The following is a 17,274-nucleotide window of genomic DNA, read 5'->3' on the forward strand; positions in this document are numbered from 1 at the left end:
TCATACTCTGAAGGTTTACCCAAATTGAGTTTGAGTTGTTTTGAGTAAACTGTTCGAGGCTATGGCCCCAGGGACCCAGGGCATGGAGAAAATTAATTCCCGCTTTGTAGTTTCTGCACCAAATCGTTAAATGGTTGCCAATTATCATCTTCGGCGATCGCCTGCCAAACGGTTTCAATGCGGGGCCGGAGTAGATCGGTAAGGGGGTTGGCTTGCTCAAGCACAGTGGGCACTGCCGCCAAGGATTCCGGAGGCAATTGCTTTAACACCTGTTGGTATATCGATCGCCAAGTTGACCAATCTGCCCCTAGTAAATCGACATTTTCCAAAATCAAATCGGCATTGTCTCGCCAACTAGGGCTGAAATTAAGCCGCAATTGGGCAAAAAAGTCCGGGTAACTCCATTGGCTTTGGGCTAAACATTGCAGGGTCTGACCCACTAATTTTTCCCATAACTCCGGGTCTAGGCGATCGCCAAGGGTGGAGGAAATACCAAGGCGGCGGGCTATTAAGGTGATGTAGTAGCCTAAATAAATTTTTTCGTAGTCTTCCAATGCCTCTGTCATCGCTTTGCTGGGAATGACGGAACTTAGGGATACTTGTAGGCGTTCCAAATTCCAGCGACAGACAGCGGGTTGATTACCAAAGCGGTAGCGACCACCATAGTCAAAATAGGCGGCAATAAAATTTAAATCGTAGGTGGGCACAAAACCATAGGGGCCGTAATCAAAGCTTTCCCCGGTGATGGACATATTGTCCGTGTTTAAAACCCCATGGCAAAATCCCGCCGCCATCCATTGGGCCACCAACTTGGCCACCCGCTCCACCAAAACTCGGAAAAAAGCAATATGGGCTGAATCATCGGAGTTGGAGCCAGAAACCTCTGGATAGTAGGTTACAATTACGTGATCCAGTAGTTGTGCAATCTGTTCCGTTTGGTGATGGTAATGGAGTCGCTCAAAAGTACCAAAACGAATGTGGGAACGGCTAAAGCGGATCATTACCGACGCCCTAGTAGGGGAAGGCTCATCCCCCCGCCACAAGGAATCCCCCGTTTCCACTAAACTCAGACAACGAGAAGTTTTTACCCCCAAACGATGCAACGCCTCAGCGGCCAACACTTCCCTTACCCCACCTTTGAGGGTTAGGCGGCCATCACCGCCCCGGGAATAGGGAGTCTGGCCAGAGCCTTTGGTGCCAAAATCGAATAATTCCCCGTTTACTCCCCGCACTTGGCCGTAGAGAAAACCCCGACCGTCACCCAAATTAGGATTATATTCACCGAATTGGTAACCGTGGTAACGCAGAGCTAAAAATGGCCTTACCCCATGGAATAAACCGAAAGCTTCAACGAAATTATCATCCTTAACCTGACTTGGCTCCAGACCCAACATGGGCAACAGGCGATCGTTACGGAATCTCAGTTTATGCTCAGGAAAAGTCGCTGCTGACACTGGGTCAAAAAATTCATTGCCCAAGGATTCTAAAGCAGGTTCGTAGGTCAAATTCAGAAAGGGATTAGTCACAAAAAACTCAGATTATAAAAACAATATGCCCTGGTCCGGAAGCGTTAATTACAGAGGGAATGCTAGAACTGTCTAGGTTAGTTGCTTATTCTATTCCCACTCAAAAGCCGCCATGGATAACGTGCCATGGCCGGAGCTTTAGCGGGGAGATTTAGGGAACAAACTGGAACTTTGCAAACAGGTTTTTAAAGGGAGCAAAAAAGCAAGTTCCTTATACCACTAGGGTGCCAGGAGCTTGAACCTGGCCCAATAGGTGATGTAGTTCTTCCCCTTCAATGACCTCTTTTTCAAGAATTTTTTCGGCGATCGCCTCTAGTAAATCTCGATTGTGCTCCAGAATTGCCAAAGCTTGGTTATGGCCCTGCTCAACGATTTCTTTGACCTCTAGGTCAATTTCTTTGGCAGTGTCGTCACTGACCATGCGCCGGGGATTACCCATGCCCTGCCCCAGAAAGTTATTTTGCTGACCTTTATCGTAGGCGAGGGGGCCCAAAACCTTACTCATGCCATAGGTGGTGACCATCTGTTCTGCTAAGTCCGTGGCCCGTTGTAAATCATTGGCCGCGCCAGTGGTGATGCTGTCAAAAACAATTTCTTCGGCGGCCCTTCCCCCCAGCAGAGTGGCAATTTGGTCCCGTAGCTCAGACTCGTTTAACAAAAAGCGGTCTTCTGTGGGCATCTGTAGGGTATAACCCAGGGCGGCCATCCCCCGGGGCACAATGGAAATTTTCGCCACCTGACCACCGCCGGGCATCACTGCTCCCACTAGTGCGTGGCCCACTTCATGGTAGGCAACAATTTTTTTCTCCTTATCCGACAGCACCCGACTTTTCTTCTCCAAGCCAGCCACCACCCGTTCGATCGCCTCGCGGAAATCGGCTTCGGTAACGCTATCTTGCTTATTCCTAGCGGCTAGCAGTGCCGCTTCGTTGACTAAGTTAGCCAAGTCAGCCCCGGCAAAACCAGGGGTACGGGTGGCAATATTTTTTAATTCCACCTCTTTGTCCAATTTAATTTTCTTGGCATAAATTTCTAAAATTTTCAGCCTGCCCGCCAAATCTGGCCGGTCCACCAATACCTGGCGATCGAAACGGCCAGGACGCAGTAAAGCTGGATCCAAGGTTTCCGGGCGGTTAGTGGCCGCCAATACAATCACCGTTGCCCCCGCCGCACTGAACCCATCCATTTCCGTCAGCAGTTGGTTGAGGGTTTGTTCTCGCTCATCGTTACCACCCATAAAAGCGCCGCTGGCCCGGGATTTACCAATGGCATCCAATTCGTCAATGAAGACAATGCAAGGGGCTTGTTTTTTGGCTTGCTCAAATAAATCCCGCACCCTGGCGGCCCCTGCGCCCACAAATAACTCCACAAATTCAGAACCAGAAATGATGAAAAATGGCACCCCTGCTTCCCCCGCCGCCGCTTTAGCCAGTAGGGTTTTGCCTGTGCCGGGAGGCCCGACTAGCAATACGCCTTTAGGAATTTTTGCTCCCAGGGCGGTGTAACGTTGGGGAAATTTGAGAAAATCCACCACTTCGCTCAATTCCGTTTTGGCTTCTTCCACCCCGGCCACGTCGTCAAAGGTGACTTTAGTGGAGTCCCCTTCCACATAAACTTTCGCTTTACTTTTAGTGAAGGCCAAAGCCCCACCGGGAGCACCGTTATTATTGCGGTTCAAGAAAAATGACCAAATACCAACAAAAATCAGCGGAGGGATAACCCAACTCAAAAGGGTGCCAAACCAAGAATTTTTCGCTGGGGGAGCGGCCGCAAACTCAATGCCCTTGGCCTCCAAGCGCTTGGGTAACTCCAGATCAAAAATGGGAGTAGTTCTTAAAATTTGCCCCTCGGCGGCTTTTTCTTTCCCCTCATCCTCTGCTTCCGGTTTGAGTTGATAGCGAATCTCGTTTTGTCCTACGTAAACGCTGGCTACCTTGTCCCCTTCCACCTGGTCAATGAAAAGACTGTAGGGCACCTGGGGCGGTTGGGAGCGAAATAATGCCGGGGCAAGCAAGTTCACTAACAGATAAATGGTGGAGCCCCACAGCAGGACGCTAGCAAGGCGACGTTGCCATTGGGGTTGGGGTTTGATGGCCATGGGTTGGGAGAAGAGTAACTGAACAAGAAAAATCTGGCGATCGGGTTGATCGGCCTTTCCCCATCATATCCCTAAGGCAAGGCGATATTTTTGGGCTATGGTTTTCAGTCTAGGGCTTGGGGATTGGAGTCCTAACAAATACGGGGTAATTGCTCCCCACTGATCATGTCTAGCAACCGGGGGGCACCAATGGAACTTTCCAAACTGACTAACCCCAAGGTTTGTGCACTTTTGCCTGTTACTGTACCGATCGCCGTAGCTTGGGGATGGAAAGTTTGCAAAATTTCCACGGTCTTCTGTTCTGCTTCCGGGGGCACAATGGCCAGGAATCTTCCCTCATTGGCCACATAGAGGGGGTCAAAACCCAACAGTTCACAGGCGGCTTGTACTTCGGCCTCCACCGGGATTAACGTTTCTCGTAAAGCCATGGTTACCCCGGAAGTTTGGGCAATTTCATTAACCGCACTGGCTAATCCCCCCCTGGTTAAATCCCGCAGACAATGGATTGGGATCCCTGCCGACAATAATGCCTGCACTTCTCTGTGAACCGGGGCCGAATCACTTTCAATGGTGGTTTCAAATTCTAATCCTTGGCGCACTGCCATAATGGCCATGCCATGACGTCCCAAATCACCGCTCAAAATTAGGCGATCGCCTACCTGTACCTGATTGGGATGGATAGTTTGTTGATGGTCGAGGGAACCAATGCCGCTGGTGTTGATGAAAATGCCGTCTCCCTTACCCCGGTCCACCACTTTGGTATCACCGGTAAGAATTTCCACCCCACAGTTTTGGGCCGCTTGCCCTAGGGATTGGGCCACCCGCCAGAGGGTCTCCATGGGCAATCCTTCTTCGAGGATAAAACCAACGCTGATATAGCGAGGGGTTGCGCCGGCCATGGCTAGGTCATTAACGGTGCCGTGGACTGCCAAAGAACCAATATCGCCCCCAGGAAAAAAGAGGGGATTGATCACATAGGAGTCGGTGGTGAAAGCTAAAGAACTTTGGTTGGCAGTAAAAACCGCCGCATCATGACTACCCGTTTCAGAAGCGCCAAAGGCCGGTAAAAAAATTTGCTTAAGTAATTGTTGGCTCAACTTACCGCCGCCGCCGTGGGCTAACAGTACCTGGGGATAACGATCAAGGGGAACGGGACAGACTAAGTTCACTGGCAGCTAATCTCTTTGTTGCAGGATGTAACAGTTACGGCCAAGAACTTAAATTTCCTCAGGATCAACGCCTAATTCCTTCAGCTTGGCCGCTAGGCGATCGGCCCTTTGTTGTTCTTCGTTAGCCCGTTGCTTTTCTTTGACCATTTCTCGATCAAGCTCCACCGTGGTAAGAAACTTGCGTCCGTCAGGATAATAAATCTGCAGGGTATCGGGAGTGAGGAAAAAGCGAATGCCCAGGAGGGGGCTAGTCCAATCTTCTATGGTCTCAATCACCTCTAATCCGTTCTCTCCCCGCTGCAGTCCGGTTAATTCGTTGTCATCGGGGTCATAAACGTAATACTCATTCACCCCGTAGCGTTCATAAAACTGTAATTTGCGAATCATTTCCTTAGCACGATTGCCGGGAGAGAGGATTTCAAAGACCACCTGGGGAGCAATATTGTCTTCCTCCCATTGGCGGTAGGAACCGCGTTTCCCCTTGGGCCGCCCTAGGGCCACCATGGCATCGGGAGCTACACGGATTTCAGGATGCCCTTCCACGGGATACCAGAGTAGGTCCCCGGCTACGAAAACATTGTCGTCCTGGGCAAAAAGACACTCCAGATTTTCCTTGAGTAAAACAATCCACTGGAATTGTTCAGTATTATCTGCCATGGGTTGACCGTCGCTGTCGGGGTAGATAATAGTGCGATGGGGGGCGATAACCATTTGCTTTGCTTAAGTTTCCTAAAATGGGCAACTTTGCTTATATCTTATCGGCTTAAACTCTCAACTGAGTGATGGCAATGTTGCCGGAAAAACAAACGTCAATGTCGGAGCCGGGTTGCCGTGGTCGCTGGCTATATTCCCCCCGATAAAAGAAATTCGATCCTTCTATGGTGAATGCCACGGGCAGAGGATCCCGACTGGGTTCACAAAAAATAACCTCCGGTTCCGGGTCGCCACTTTGCCAATGGGGTAAGTTAACGTTCCAAAAATGTTGGGGGGGTAAATCCTGTTGCCAAAGGGTATTGAAGACAGCATTGGCCCAATGGGAAGCCCAGGCCCAGTTAATGGTGCGGGGTTTGTTAATCCAGTGGGAAATGGCGATCGCCTTATGGCCAAGGATAGCCGCCTCCCGTACCGCCGCCACTGTGCCAGATAGGTAGGAATCAATGCCCATATTGCCCCCCGCATTGATGCCGGCAATAACCCAATCCACTTCTGGATAAAAATGAACTACTCCCAACCGGGTACAGTCCGCCGGAGTGCCGTCCACTGCGTAACGATTTTTGCCTCTTTGTTCCACGGCGATCGCCTGGTCAGTGGTCACCTTATGGCCACAGCCGGAATGTTGATTTTTGGGAGCCACCCACACCCCCCTTTTACCAAGGGCTTCATAGAGAGCTTCAATACCAGGGGCATCAATGCCATCGTCATTGGTGAGCAAAAAATTCATAGGATGTGTAACTAGTCAAACGGGCAACGGTAAGCAAACCTTTTAAACCATAGCGAAAATTGTCCAGGCCGTGATTTTGTTAAGATGTAGTCCAAGACCCCATTGTTGAGATAGGCCCGTAGAACGTCCATGACTGCCACCATCCTCGTTGAAAAGCAAAAAGTTGATCGTCCCCCTTTAGAACTTCATTACCTAGGGGACAAGGTGCTCCGACAACCGGCCAAGCGCATTGCCAAGGTGGATGACAGCATTCGCAAATTGGCCAAGGAGATGTTGCAGACTATGTACAGTGCCAATGGTATCGGGTTGGCTGCTCCCCAGGTGGGTATTAACAAACAACTTTTGGTGGTGGATTGTGAACAGGATAAGCCCGATGAACCGCCTTTGATTATGATTAATCCCCAAATTACCCGCACTAGCGAAGAACTTTGTGTGGTGGAAGAGGGTTGTCTGAGTGTGCCCAATGTTTACATGGATGTGACCCGGCCCCGGGCGATCGAAGTGACCTACAAAGATGAGCATGGCCGGCCCCAAAAACGCCTTTTTGCTGAGCTAACCGCCAGGGTAATTCAACATGAAATGGACCATCTGAATGGGGTTATGTTTGTGGACCGGGTGGATAATCCTTTAGCCTTAGCAGAATCTTTGAAGAAAGAAGGTTTTTCTATGCAGGCGGTTAAGCCCGTCGCTTGAGTCTTAGTTAGCAGGCCATCTGAAAAAAGTCTTCACTTCCCTGGCTCAACCCTAGCCCCCGCTTAACGGTAAACTGAACTGTTGTCCGTTCCATTGTTCCGGAGGCTATTTTTCTGTGACCCCTAAAAGTGGTATTCTTCTGCTCCTTTCCTGTGTGTCGGCGATCGCCGCCGTGGGCTGCGTATTTGAACTGTCATCGGGGCAACCGGAATTGGGCAGTACGACCACCACGGCCATTTTGTTGGGCAGTATTCCCCTGACAGCCCTTTTCTTTTGGATTGCGGTGCAGGATACCAGGGCCAACATGAAGTAGATAGTTTATTAGTATTTAATATCATTTCATTTCAATTTTTCCCGTTTACTCCACTATGGCCGATTCCCATTCCCACTCCAGCCTTGAAGAAATCCGTGCCACCCGGCTTGAAAAAGCGGAACAATTGCGGCAACTCGGCCTCAATCCCTATGCCTACACCTGGGAAATTACCCACCAAGCTCAGGATTTACAGGAAACCTATCGGGATCTAAGCAACGGCGAAGAAGTGGACCTCAAAGTGGCGATCGCCGGCCGAATCTTAGCACGGCGGGTGATGGGAAAATTAGCCTTTTTTACTCTCCAGGACGAAAGCGGCACCATCCAACTTTATTTGGAAAAGCAACGGCTGACGGAACATATGCCGGAGTTGGAAAATGCTTTTAACTTGTTGAAAAAAATCACCGATGTGGGGGATATTTTGGGGGTAACCGGCACCCTCAAACGCACGGAAAAAGGCGAATTATCGGTTTATGTGCAAACCTACGCTGTATTAACTAAGTCTTTACTGCCCCTACCGGATAAATGGCATGGTTTGACTGACACAGAAAAACGCTACCGCCAACGTTACGTGGATTTAATCGTTAATCCCACCGTAAGGCAAACTTTCCGCCGCCGGGCCCAGATTACCGCCGCCATCCGCCGTTACTTGGATAAACAGGGCTTTATCGAAATTGAAACACCAGTTTTACAGGGGGAATCCGGGGGCGCAGAAGCTCGGCCTTTTATCACCCATCACAACACCCTGGGCATGCCCCTGTATCTCCGCATTGCTACGGAATTACATCTGAAAAGATTGGTGGTGGGAGGCTTTGAAAAGGTTTTTGAGTTGGGGCGAATTTTTCGCAACGAAGGGGTTTCCACCAGGCATAATCCTGAATTTACCTCCATTGAGGTCTATCAAGCCTACGTGGACTATAACGAGATGATGGCCTTAACCGAAGCCCTCGTCACCACCGCCGCCCAAGCAGTATTAGGCACGCTAAAAATTACCTACCAAGGGGAAGAAATCGACCTCACCCCTCCCTGGAAACGCATCACCATGCACGAAGCGGTGCAGTTAGAAACAGGGATAGATTTTAGCCAATTTACAGATCTGGAAACGGCCAAACAAGCGGCCACAAAAGCGGGCATTGGTGTGCCGGAAGATTGTCCTTCCCTTGGGCATTTGTTAAACCATGCTTTTGAGCAAAAAGTGGAAGGGACGTTGATGCAACCCACTTTTATCATCGATTTCCCGGTGGAAATTTCTCCCCTCGCTAAGCCCCATCGCAGTAAACCGGGGCTGGTGGAACGGTTTGAGCTATTTGTTTACGGTCGGGAATTGGCCAATAGTTTTTCCGAGCTGACAGACCCCATTGATCAACGGAGTCGGTTGGAAGCCCAGGCGGCTAAAAAAGCGGCAGGGGATTTGGAAGCCCACAGCGTTGATGAAGATTTCCTCACAGCGTTGGAATACGGCATGCCCCCTACTGGTGGCTTGGGCATAGGCATCGATCGCCTGGTGATGTTGCTGACCGATTCCCCCAGTATTCGAGATGTAATTGCTTTTCCGTTGCTGAAAAATCAGGAGGCTGGCAGCGATGGTTGATATTTTCCTAGGAGCTAACTGTCGAGGGAATTTAATTGGCTCCTAGACCTCCTTAATTTCGACCCTGGGAATTCTGAGATAAGCCATGCGCTTAAGCTCCCGTCTTCCCCGGGCAACGGAATCTAAAATTAGGCCGCAGGTGAAAAAGACAAAGCCCAAGGACATTAAAGAAGCGGCAATGATGACTGTGGGAAATCTCGGTACTAGACCCGTTTCCAGATAGGTAAATACCACCGGCAACATTAAGGCGATCGCCGACCCGGAAAAGAGGGCAAAGAACACACCAAAAAAGAGGAATGGGCGGGTTTCCTTCATCAGTAAAAAGGAGGTACCCAAAACCCGAAAGCCATCGCTAATGGTGTTTAACTTACTTTCGGAGCCAGAAGGGCGAGATTGGTATAACACTGGTTCTTCGGCAAAGGGCAGACGTAGTTCTAGGGTGTGGATAGTTAATTCCGTTTCAATTTCAAATCCGTTGGAAATAGCTGGGAAGCATTTAACAAAACGGCGGGAAAAAATTCTGTAGCCCGACAACATATCGTCCAACCGAGCCCCAAATTGTAATTCCACAATGCCCTTTAATAGTTGGTTACCACTGCGGTGGCCAAAACGGTAGGCCTCCTTGTCCTTAACCTCCGATCGCCGAGCCCCCACCACCATATCCAATTGCTCATTAATCAGGCGATCAATCAATCTACCCACCGCTTCGGCTTCATAGGTATTGTCCCCATCCACCAAAATGTAAATATCCGCTTCAATATCAGCAAACATGCGGCGGATCACATTGCCTTTACCCGGTTGTTTCTCGTAACGAACAATGGCCCCTGCTTGCTGGGCGACGGTGGCGGTGTCATCGGTGGAACAATTGTCGTAAACGTAGATGGCGGCATTGGGCAACTGCTGGCGAAAATCAGTCACAACCTGGGTGATGGTCAAAGCTTCATTACGGCAAGGAACTAGCACCGCCAAACGATAGGCACTGGAAAAAGAGGTTGACACCGTTAATTTAGCCAAAAATTCGGTAAAAATAAGCTGAGAAAGGGTCAGAGCGCCTGTATTTTTCCTAAACGTTCATAATTCAGGATTTTAATAGAGGCCTGTGCCAATGGTTCTCAGAACTGGGGCTAATTTTATCTGGCCGGTTGTCCCTCTGCAAGTTTGTCCAGCCAAAGCCACGATGATAATTAATTGGTTAATAGGGATCACACAGGACTAGCAAACAGAGTATGGCCATCGCTGTTGCAACGGTAACCCAATCCCTCTAACAACGGTTGGACTCCCAACAATGCCGATTGTTTGGTTTTCACATCAGCGTGGATGTCAATGCAAAGATAGGGGCGACAGGTTTTTAATGTTTCCATGGCCCCCTGGAGAGCATACAGTTCAAAACCTTCAATATCAATTTTGATCGCTTTGGGGCTGAGATTGTTTTCCCCGGCAAATTTATCAATGGTGGTGATTTCCACTGCGTAGGTAGCATAATTATCTAGGCTAGGCTCCACATCTTTCGCCAAGGTAGAAGTGTCCGCCGCCCAGGAAAAACGGTTATCAGTACTATATTCAATGAATTCCGCTTCCCCCGTTTCATCGGCGATCGCCAGGGGAAGAACTGTAATATTTTCCAGGTGGTTGCCCTTAACGATTTGTTCAAGGCTTTGACGGGTTTGGCGAGCGGGCTCAAAGGCATAGATATGGCCGTTATTACCAACAATTTCTGCCAAGGGAATACTAATCACCCCGTAGGCCGCCCCCACATCAAAAAACACGTCCCCGGGCCGTAGATGCTGCCCCAGCCACTGAACGCAATGGCTTTCTATGCAATAGGTAAAACTAAATTCCTGGGACGTTTCCAAGCAATGGGCATAGGCCCGTAAAATTCCCACCGGAACTCTGAGGGGAACCCCATTAATTTCACAGCTTAGGGTAGTCTGGGGTTGGCTCTGGGCAACAATTTCCACTAAAGCCCGGCTGTAATCCAAATGGAGATGATCAAAGGATTTTTGTAAACCAGCAATCAAATCATTGGTGTCGGCGATCGCCCTGAGCATGGCTGCTTCCTGCTCATCTAGGCCAAAAAGCTTGCGACGTAATTGTTTAAAAAATTTTTGCATAGGGGCGTTTCCCAAAAAATCCGATGGTTTATCCTCAGGTTGGCTAACATTCTCCCACAAAAATCAACCCCATCTAGGGTCAGCTAAAAAATGCAATCCCCTGTGATATTATGTGGCGTTATCGGTCACCCGAAATGCCCCTAACTGAGTCATTCTTGGATCTAATGCTAATTCCTATAATCGGTTTTGGTTTGGCTGTTATTTTATTGATTGGATTTTTTCTGCTCTATCAGGAAGTCGGCATTTTTAAAAACTTAAAATTCCTCGTTATTCGGAAAAATAACCCCTTTTTTATTCTTGCTTTATTTTGTCTTATTACAGGCTTAGCTTTAGGATTAGTGGGCTATTGGGGCATTCTAGAACCAAAGCTTGGTGCGGCTGATTTACAAGCCTTAAGACGTAATTTAATCATCTTGAGTTTATTACTTTTTGGGGTAACGTTTCGTCAATATTTATTTGATTTGATTAAACCCGTTACCACCATGGCAATTTGGCGAAAAATTGGCACTTTTAACTATAAAAATCGTATTGCCATTCTTACCTATGTTTTGCTAGGGCTAATTGCTTTGGCTTGGATGGCCCCTATGGCATCGACCAAGATAATTTTCTCCATTAATGACCACACTTCCCACATCGGCTACATTGTCCAAGGGCGAATGGCCCTAGAGGAAGGACAATTTCCCCTACGGGTGGCCCCTCTAGAAAATTTTGGTTTCCGTTATCCTGGATTTCAATTTTATAGTCAACTTCCCTATTTTTTCGGGGCAATAATTTACAAATTTTTGACTCCCACTAATCCCTACACTGCCTATAAAATTTTGCTTTGGTCTGCCCTATGGTTGGGGGGGATTTTCATCTATCGGGTTGGGTTTTTCTTCACCCGTTCCCAAATTGCCGCTATTTTAGGGGGAGTGACCTATATGTCCGCCCCCTATTTTCTTAATAATGTCCATGCAAGGGGAGCTTTCACCGAGGCGATCGCCCAGGGAATTTTAGCCATTGTTTTATTTTATGCTATTCAAACTTTTTACTATCCCCATTATCGCCATTTAATTTTAGGTGCTTTGGCCTGGTGTGCCCTGGGATTAACCCATATTATCACCTTCGTTTACACAACTATTTTTATTGCTTTATTAGGTGCCATTTTCTTAGTCAAAAATAAGCCTAATCATTGGCAAAAAGGGATTACTTACATTAGTTTGAGCTACATCTGGGCTTGGTTGCTAGCGCTTTACTTTTTAGCTCCTGTGGCTCTGGAATCTGGCAGTTTAGCCATTCGTCGTCAGATTCAAGCCATTAATCCCTTCAACACTACCGATATTACCCCGATCGCCAATTTACTAGCCCCCAATTCTCTGCCTCACCAACCAACGGAACTGGGCATTGCCCCTACCTACGGTTTTCATCCCGCTGTCGGTTGGATTCTTTTGGCTGGCTTTGGCACGGTAATTTACTTTGTTTTTGCTGGCAAATCATTACCTAGGCGTTTATGGCGATCGCAGCCCTGGCTGATTCCTTTGCTGAGCGTATTTATACTAGCCTTATTTCTTACGTGGAGTCCCGTTAATATTTGGAATCTTTTGCCCCGACAGTTGTGGGTCACCCAATTTACTTTTCGTTTTTTAACCCATGTAATGTGGTCCGGGGCACTGCTAACCACACTGGCAATTATTTTAATTTTTCGAGAAAGATTACGCAGTCGTCATTTAATTTTAGGTATTTTAATTATTGTCATTGCTAGCCGCCCTTGGTTACCCATACCCCGAGGCACAGTGACAGTAGAAGAATTATTACAAGATCCCCTTTTTCGTTATTCTGGCGCTTTGGACTATCTCTATCGCTTACCCAACAAAGCCGTTCCTGTTAACACAAAAGCCCAATCAGCGGTGGAAAAAATATATGGCAAAGCCGAGTTGCAACTTCTCCATCCCGATTGGATTCCCGGCTATCTTTCCTGGGATGTATTTATTAATGGCCCCCTACCCATTGACGTTGATATTCCCTATCCTGCCTGGCCAGAAACGGAAAAACCCACCCTAGTTTTACAGGGTAGAGTTCCCATGGATAAAATTAAAAGCCAAGCTAATTTAATAGTTTTTGTTGATCAACAACCATTAACTTCCATTCCTTTGACCCAGGAAGAATTAAAAGTAAAAGTTCCTTTCACCGACGTTAAATTCGCTGGCAACGCCTTTGAATTAAAATTTATCGTAGAGGGAGAAACCACTGACGGCAATCCTCTTTACATCAGAATGAATCATCTATATTTTGATGATTTTTCCGCCGCAAATACCCTTCTACCTGTCCATGCAACTAAGGAAATGTGTAACCAAAAGGGAGTTGTGACTAACTGCCCAGTTGAAATGCCCGCAGAGGCTGGCACAGTGCAACTGCCAATTTTGTATTATCCTGCAATGCAACAAGTCGTGGTAGATAATCAACCAGTAAAAGGATTTTTTACTAATTATCGAGATTTTAATTTACTCAGTCTTAATCTGAGTCCAGGCAAACATCAAATCCAAGTCAAATTCACCGGCTTAATCTGGGCAAACTTTATCAGTCTTCTTGCTTGGTTGACATTGATCATTACGGCGATCGCCTTAAAATTCTATCCACGTAAACCGGAGCAAACAATTTTTAAGTAGATAGATAAATTTGATATGGACTAGTTTGATTAACTCACTGGATGGAGAATAAATTAGCGAGTTGTAGATTTTGTGTCAGCTTGGCATCAGATCAAATTCTTTGATGGCCAGCAGAAAATTACGATTTTCGTGGCCAGCACGACTTAGTTTAATTAAAGCAAATCTTTGCAAAGGAGTCAGGGATTGCCATTGAGTCAACGTAATGCCGGAAGATTCCAAAGACGGTAATTTATTATTTAACTCCGTTAATATTTGAGCTGGAATTTGATTGGCATTTAACCAATCGGGTAAATCCGGCACTGATAATGTGGAAGCTGGCTTGCCAGTTAATTCCGTTATCCAATTTTGCAGCTTTTCCCCATATTGGCTAACTTCTGTTGGTGTTTCACAACTAGCTTCAGTCAAATACTGCCTTTGTTCCAAACTCAGTTGATGCCAATGACTTAATTTTAATTTAACGCCACAGGTGTCTAGTTTATAACGCACAACCATGGGAATACAGCGGAGGGAATCAACAAAATCAGCTTCAAATTGAAAAAACATTGTTATTGTTACAGGAAAATCAACTTAGTTTTTAATGCTAACATTGGATGTTGAGCGAGGATATAATTCAATGCCTTCACCTAGCACTTACCACAGCGATTTCTATGCCTGGACAAAAGAGCAAACTGAAATACTACGTAACCAGCAATGGCATAAACTAGATTTAGAAAATTTGATTGAGGAAATAGAGAGCTTGGGGAGACAACAGCGTCAGGAATTAAGAAATTGTCTAGCAATTTTGCTTGGTCATCTCCTCAAATGACAATACCAATCAGAGCAAAGAAGCCGCAGTTGGCTGGCAACAATTCGAGTACAAAGACGGGATATTTTAAAGTTGATTAAGGAAAATCCTAGCTTAAAAACCTATTTATCAGAGGCTATCTCAGATGGCTATGATAATGGCAGGGATCTAGCAATGGGAGAGACCAACTTGCCGGAAGAAACATTTCCTCAACAATACTCATATATTCCTGACCAAATTTTAAGCTTAGATTTTTATCCTGACAATTAATTGCTTATTGTTTGATTAAACTGGTGTAATATTAACGGCGCAGGCTTTTAATTCCGGTTGTTTAGAAATAGGGCAAGCAGTGGCATGGGTCAAACTATTAACTTCAGCATTATCGTCCCACAAAAAACCCCAGTGCATGGGCATAAAAACCGTACCGGGGGCAATGGCTCTAGTAACTAGAACTTCTAGCTGAGCAGAACCCCGTCGAGATTTAATCGCAACTAAATCCTGACTTTTAATACCCAATTTTTCTGCGTCCTTGGGATGCATTTCCAATATAGGTTTGGGATGCATTTTTTTGATTTTCTCAATGTGGCCAGTGCGGGTTTGGGTATGCCAATGACCATAAAGACGACCATTGGTGAGGACAAAAGGATAGTTTGGATCGACCGGCTCAGCTAATCCCCGACTGTGGTCTAAGCAAAAGTTTGCCCGACCATTTTCTGTGCAAAATTTATAGTCGGTGTAAAGTCTTTTAGTTGATAAAAGTTGACTTTCTTGATCTGATTGACGACAGGGCCATTGCAGCGGCCCCAGCTTTTGCAACTTTTCATAACTGACACCAGATTGGTCACATAATCTTTCAGCAGTTAGTTGCACATATTCCCGATGTACTGCGGCTGAATCAACAAAATTAAATTGATTTTCAAAACCTAATCTACGTCCTACCTCAGCAAAAATTTCCCAGTCGGGTCTTGCTTCCCCAGGAGGAGAGCGAAACGCAGGAGAAAGGGTAACTCTCCGTTCTGAATTGGTCATTGTGCCAGTTTTTTCGCTCCATTGAGCTGCTGGCAATAACAAATGGGCGTATTCTGCCGTTTCAGTGGGGGAATAGGCATCCTGATGAATCGTAAAAGTTGATTGTTGCAGAGCCTTTTTAACCCTTTCTAAATCAGGCATACTAACAACAGGGTTAGTCGCCACAATCCATAGGAAACCAACCTGTTGATTTTCCAATCCCATGAACATTTCCCAGGCTGATAAACCTGGTTCTGGATTAATACGGCCAGGGGAAATCTGCCAAAGTTGTTCTACCTCTTGGCGGTGTTGAGGATTTTTAATTGAACGATAGCCAGGCAACAGATGGGACAATCCCCCTGCTTCCCGACCCCCCATGGCGTTGGGCTGACCAGTGAGGGAAAAAGGTCCACTGCCTGGTTTCCCAATCTGACCAGTGAGTAAATGGAGATTAATTAAACAACGACCTTTAGCTGTGCCTTGAAAAGATTGATTCATTCCCATGGACCAAAGGGAAAGCACTGTTTTGGCATTGCCCCAATAGTGAGCGGCGGTTTCTAATTGTTCTAAACTAATGCCACAAATTTGGGTAACTTTTTCCGGGGGATAATGATCAATAACTTGACAATACTGCTCAAAATCTTGGGTGTGATTATCAATAAATTTTTGATCAATTAAATTCCACTTTTTTAGCAAATAGGCAATGCCATGGAGTAAAGTAATGTCACTGCCAGGATTGATCGCTAAATGTAAGTCCGCAACTTCTGCGGTGGCAGTACAACGGGGGTCCACCACAATTAATTTAACGTGGGGATTTTGTTTGTGGTGTTTGCGTAAACGATTAAAAATAATGGGATGGCAGTCCGCTGTATTAGTACCAATTAAAAAAGCGCAATCGGTTATTTCTAAGTCTTCATAACAGCAAGGCGGACCATCGGAACCAAAGCTTAGGCTATAGGCAGACACAGCCGAAGACATGCAAAGACGAGAATTGGTATCAAAATTATTGGTACCCAAACAACCTTTAAATAATTTTTGGGCCACGTAGTAATCCTCTGTCTGCATTTGCCCAGAGGCGTACATACATAAACCACTTACCCCCAAAGTTTGTTTAACTTGCTGAATTTTATCAACAACAATTTCTAGGGCTGCTTCCCAACTAATTTGTTGCCACGGCTGATCTAAACTTGACCGAAACATGGGGTAAAGTAATCGCTGTTTATCCATGGATTCCATTACGGTAGCTCCTTTGACGCAGACCATGCCTTGGCTGGAAGGATGCTGGCGATCGCCTCTAATTTTATGGGCATGACCGGCATCAACTACCGACTTTTGGGGACTAGCAACAGCCTCCAAACCACAACCAACTCCACAGTAAGGACAAAGGGTTCTGGTGGTGGGAAGAATAGCTGGTGAATCCATTAAAATATTGGCAGTTAATTGAAGCGAATTTGATTAGTTGACCACTAATTGACCAAAAGATGAATACAGTTAATACGATTGGTCGATATTTGATCGCAGTGAAAAACTTTAATAGTTAATTTGTCCTGAGGGCTAGCCCAAAATAATAACTGTTCGCCAGGAAAAATCAGTTTTTCCTTATTCCAGGTGCCATCAATAATTATCTGCTGTAATTTATTGCCACTATTGCGATAGTAGCAAAGCTGATTATCACTGTCATGGATCGAGTTGCTAGGAGGTGAGAGGGAATGATCAAAGTTGTTAATAACTGACATTTTTTTAAAAACTAATAGTAAGTCGACAGTTGGACAAATTGGTGGCAATTAATGGTAACAACGGCAAAAATTTAGCTAATCCAGATAGTTCAAGACCCTTCCATGGATTCCACTGAGGGGGTAGGGCCACCATCACCCTTAGAACCAAAAGTTTGCACCAAA

At 46.4% G+C, this 17,274-nt stretch carries 14 protein-coding genes and 1 pseudogene; 5 read left to right on the forward strand and 10 right to left on the reverse strand.

Annotated features, from left to right (window positions below):
• Positions 1-92 precede the first annotated feature (92 nt).
• The 5 genes from SYNPCCP_RS04650 to surE all read right to left on the reverse strand — a co-directional run bounded on the left by SYNPCCP_RS04650 (position 93) and on the right by surE (position 6,234).
• Positions 93-1,526: a YdiU family protein gene (locus SYNPCCP_RS04650; protein WP_010872106.1), complete on the reverse strand. Its 1,434-nt coding sequence runs from the start codon at positions 1,524-1,526 to the stop codon at positions 93-95.
• Between the two features lie 211 nt (positions 1,527-1,737).
• Positions 1,738-3,624, reverse strand: a complete 1,887-nt coding sequence (gene ftsH4 / locus SYNPCCP_RS04655) for an ATP-dependent zinc metalloprotease FtsH4 (protein WP_010872107.1) — start codon at positions 3,622-3,624, stop codon at positions 1,738-1,740.
• Between the two features lie 131 nt (positions 3,625-3,755).
• Positions 3,756-4,793 (reverse strand): hydrogenase expression/formation protein HypE, encoded by a 1,038-nt coding sequence (gene hypE / locus SYNPCCP_RS04660; protein WP_010872108.1) that lies wholly within the window; start codon positions 4,791-4,793, stop codon positions 3,756-3,758.
• Positions 4,794-4,841: 48 nt separating this feature from the next.
• Positions 4,842-5,504, reverse strand: a complete 663-nt coding sequence (locus SYNPCCP_RS04665) for a Uma2 family endonuclease (RefSeq protein WP_010872109.1) — start codon at positions 5,502-5,504, stop codon at positions 4,842-4,844.
• Positions 5,505-5,556: 52 nt separating this feature from the next.
• Positions 5,557-6,234, reverse strand: coding sequence for a 5'/3'-nucleotidase SurE (gene surE / locus SYNPCCP_RS04670; RefSeq protein ID WP_010872110.1), 678 nt, complete (start codon positions 6,232-6,234; stop codon positions 5,557-5,559).
• 129 nt (positions 6,235-6,363) lie between these two features.
• Between surE and def the strand changes: the two genes are divergently transcribed.
• From def to lysS, 3 genes are all read left to right on the forward strand, one after another.
• Complete coding sequence (def, locus tag SYNPCCP_RS04675; protein ID WP_010872111.1) at positions 6,364-6,927, forward strand: peptide deformylase; 564 nt, start codon at positions 6,364-6,366, stop codon at positions 6,925-6,927.
• A 115-nt stretch (positions 6,928-7,042) separates the two neighbouring features.
• Positions 7,043-7,240 (forward strand): hypothetical protein, encoded by a 198-nt coding sequence (locus tag SYNPCCP_RS04680; RefSeq protein WP_010872112.1) that lies wholly within the window; start codon positions 7,043-7,045, stop codon positions 7,238-7,240.
• 55 nt (positions 7,241-7,295) lie between these two features.
• On the forward strand, positions 7,296-8,828 hold the full coding sequence (lysS, locus tag SYNPCCP_RS04685) for a lysine--tRNA ligase (protein WP_010872113.1): 1,533 nt from the start codon (positions 7,296-7,298) through the stop codon (positions 8,826-8,828).
• 42 nt (positions 8,829-8,870) lie between these two features.
• Here lysS and SYNPCCP_RS04690 read toward each other — a convergent pair whose 3' ends face one another.
• A complete protein-coding gene (locus tag SYNPCCP_RS04690) occupies positions 8,871-9,827 on the reverse strand; it encodes a glycosyltransferase family 2 protein (protein WP_010872114.1) in 957 nt (318 codons plus the stop codon).
• Between the two features lie 203 nt (positions 9,828-10,030).
• A complete protein-coding gene (locus tag SYNPCCP_RS04695; protein WP_010872115.1) occupies positions 10,031-10,939 on the reverse strand; it encodes an FkbM family methyltransferase in 909 nt (302 codons plus the stop codon).
• Positions 10,940-11,103: 164 nt separating this feature from the next.
• Here SYNPCCP_RS04695 and SYNPCCP_RS04700 point away from each other — a divergent pair, with 164 nt between their 5' ends.
• On the forward strand, positions 11,104-13,584 hold the full coding sequence (locus SYNPCCP_RS04700) for a hypothetical protein (protein ID WP_223211348.1): 2,481 nt from the start codon (positions 11,104-11,106) through the stop codon (positions 13,582-13,584).
• 75 nt (positions 13,585-13,659) lie between these two features.
• Here SYNPCCP_RS04700 and SYNPCCP_RS04705 read toward each other — a convergent pair whose 3' ends face one another.
• On the reverse strand, positions 13,660-14,127 hold the full coding sequence (locus SYNPCCP_RS04705) for a nitrate reductase associated protein (RefSeq protein WP_010872117.1): 468 nt from the start codon (positions 14,125-14,127) through the stop codon (positions 13,660-13,662).
• 70 nt (positions 14,128-14,197) lie between these two features.
• Here SYNPCCP_RS04705 and SYNPCCP_RS04710 point away from each other — a divergent pair.
• Positions 14,198-14,638, forward strand: a pseudogene (locus SYNPCCP_RS04710) (DUF29 domain-containing protein).
• Between the two features lie 15 nt (positions 14,639-14,653).
• On the opposite strand, the gene SYNPCCP_RS04715 reads toward SYNPCCP_RS04710, so the two are convergent.
• Both SYNPCCP_RS04715 and SYNPCCP_RS04720 read right to left on the reverse strand, forming a co-directional pair.
• Complete coding sequence (locus SYNPCCP_RS04715; RefSeq protein ID WP_010872118.1) at positions 14,654-16,798, reverse strand: molybdopterin oxidoreductase family protein; 2,145 nt, start codon at positions 16,796-16,798, stop codon at positions 14,654-14,656.
• Between the two features lie 44 nt (positions 16,799-16,842).
• Complete coding sequence (locus SYNPCCP_RS04720; RefSeq protein WP_041432077.1) at positions 16,843-17,112, reverse strand: DUF1830 domain-containing protein; 270 nt, start codon at positions 17,110-17,112, stop codon at positions 16,843-16,845.
• Positions 17,113-17,274: the final 162 nt, after the last annotated feature.

Origin of the sequence: Synechocystis sp. PCC 6803 substr. PCC-P (assembly GCF_000284455.1) — a bacterium.
Taxonomy (GTDB): domain Bacteria; phylum Cyanobacteriota; class Cyanobacteriia; order Cyanobacteriales; family Microcystaceae; genus Synechocystis.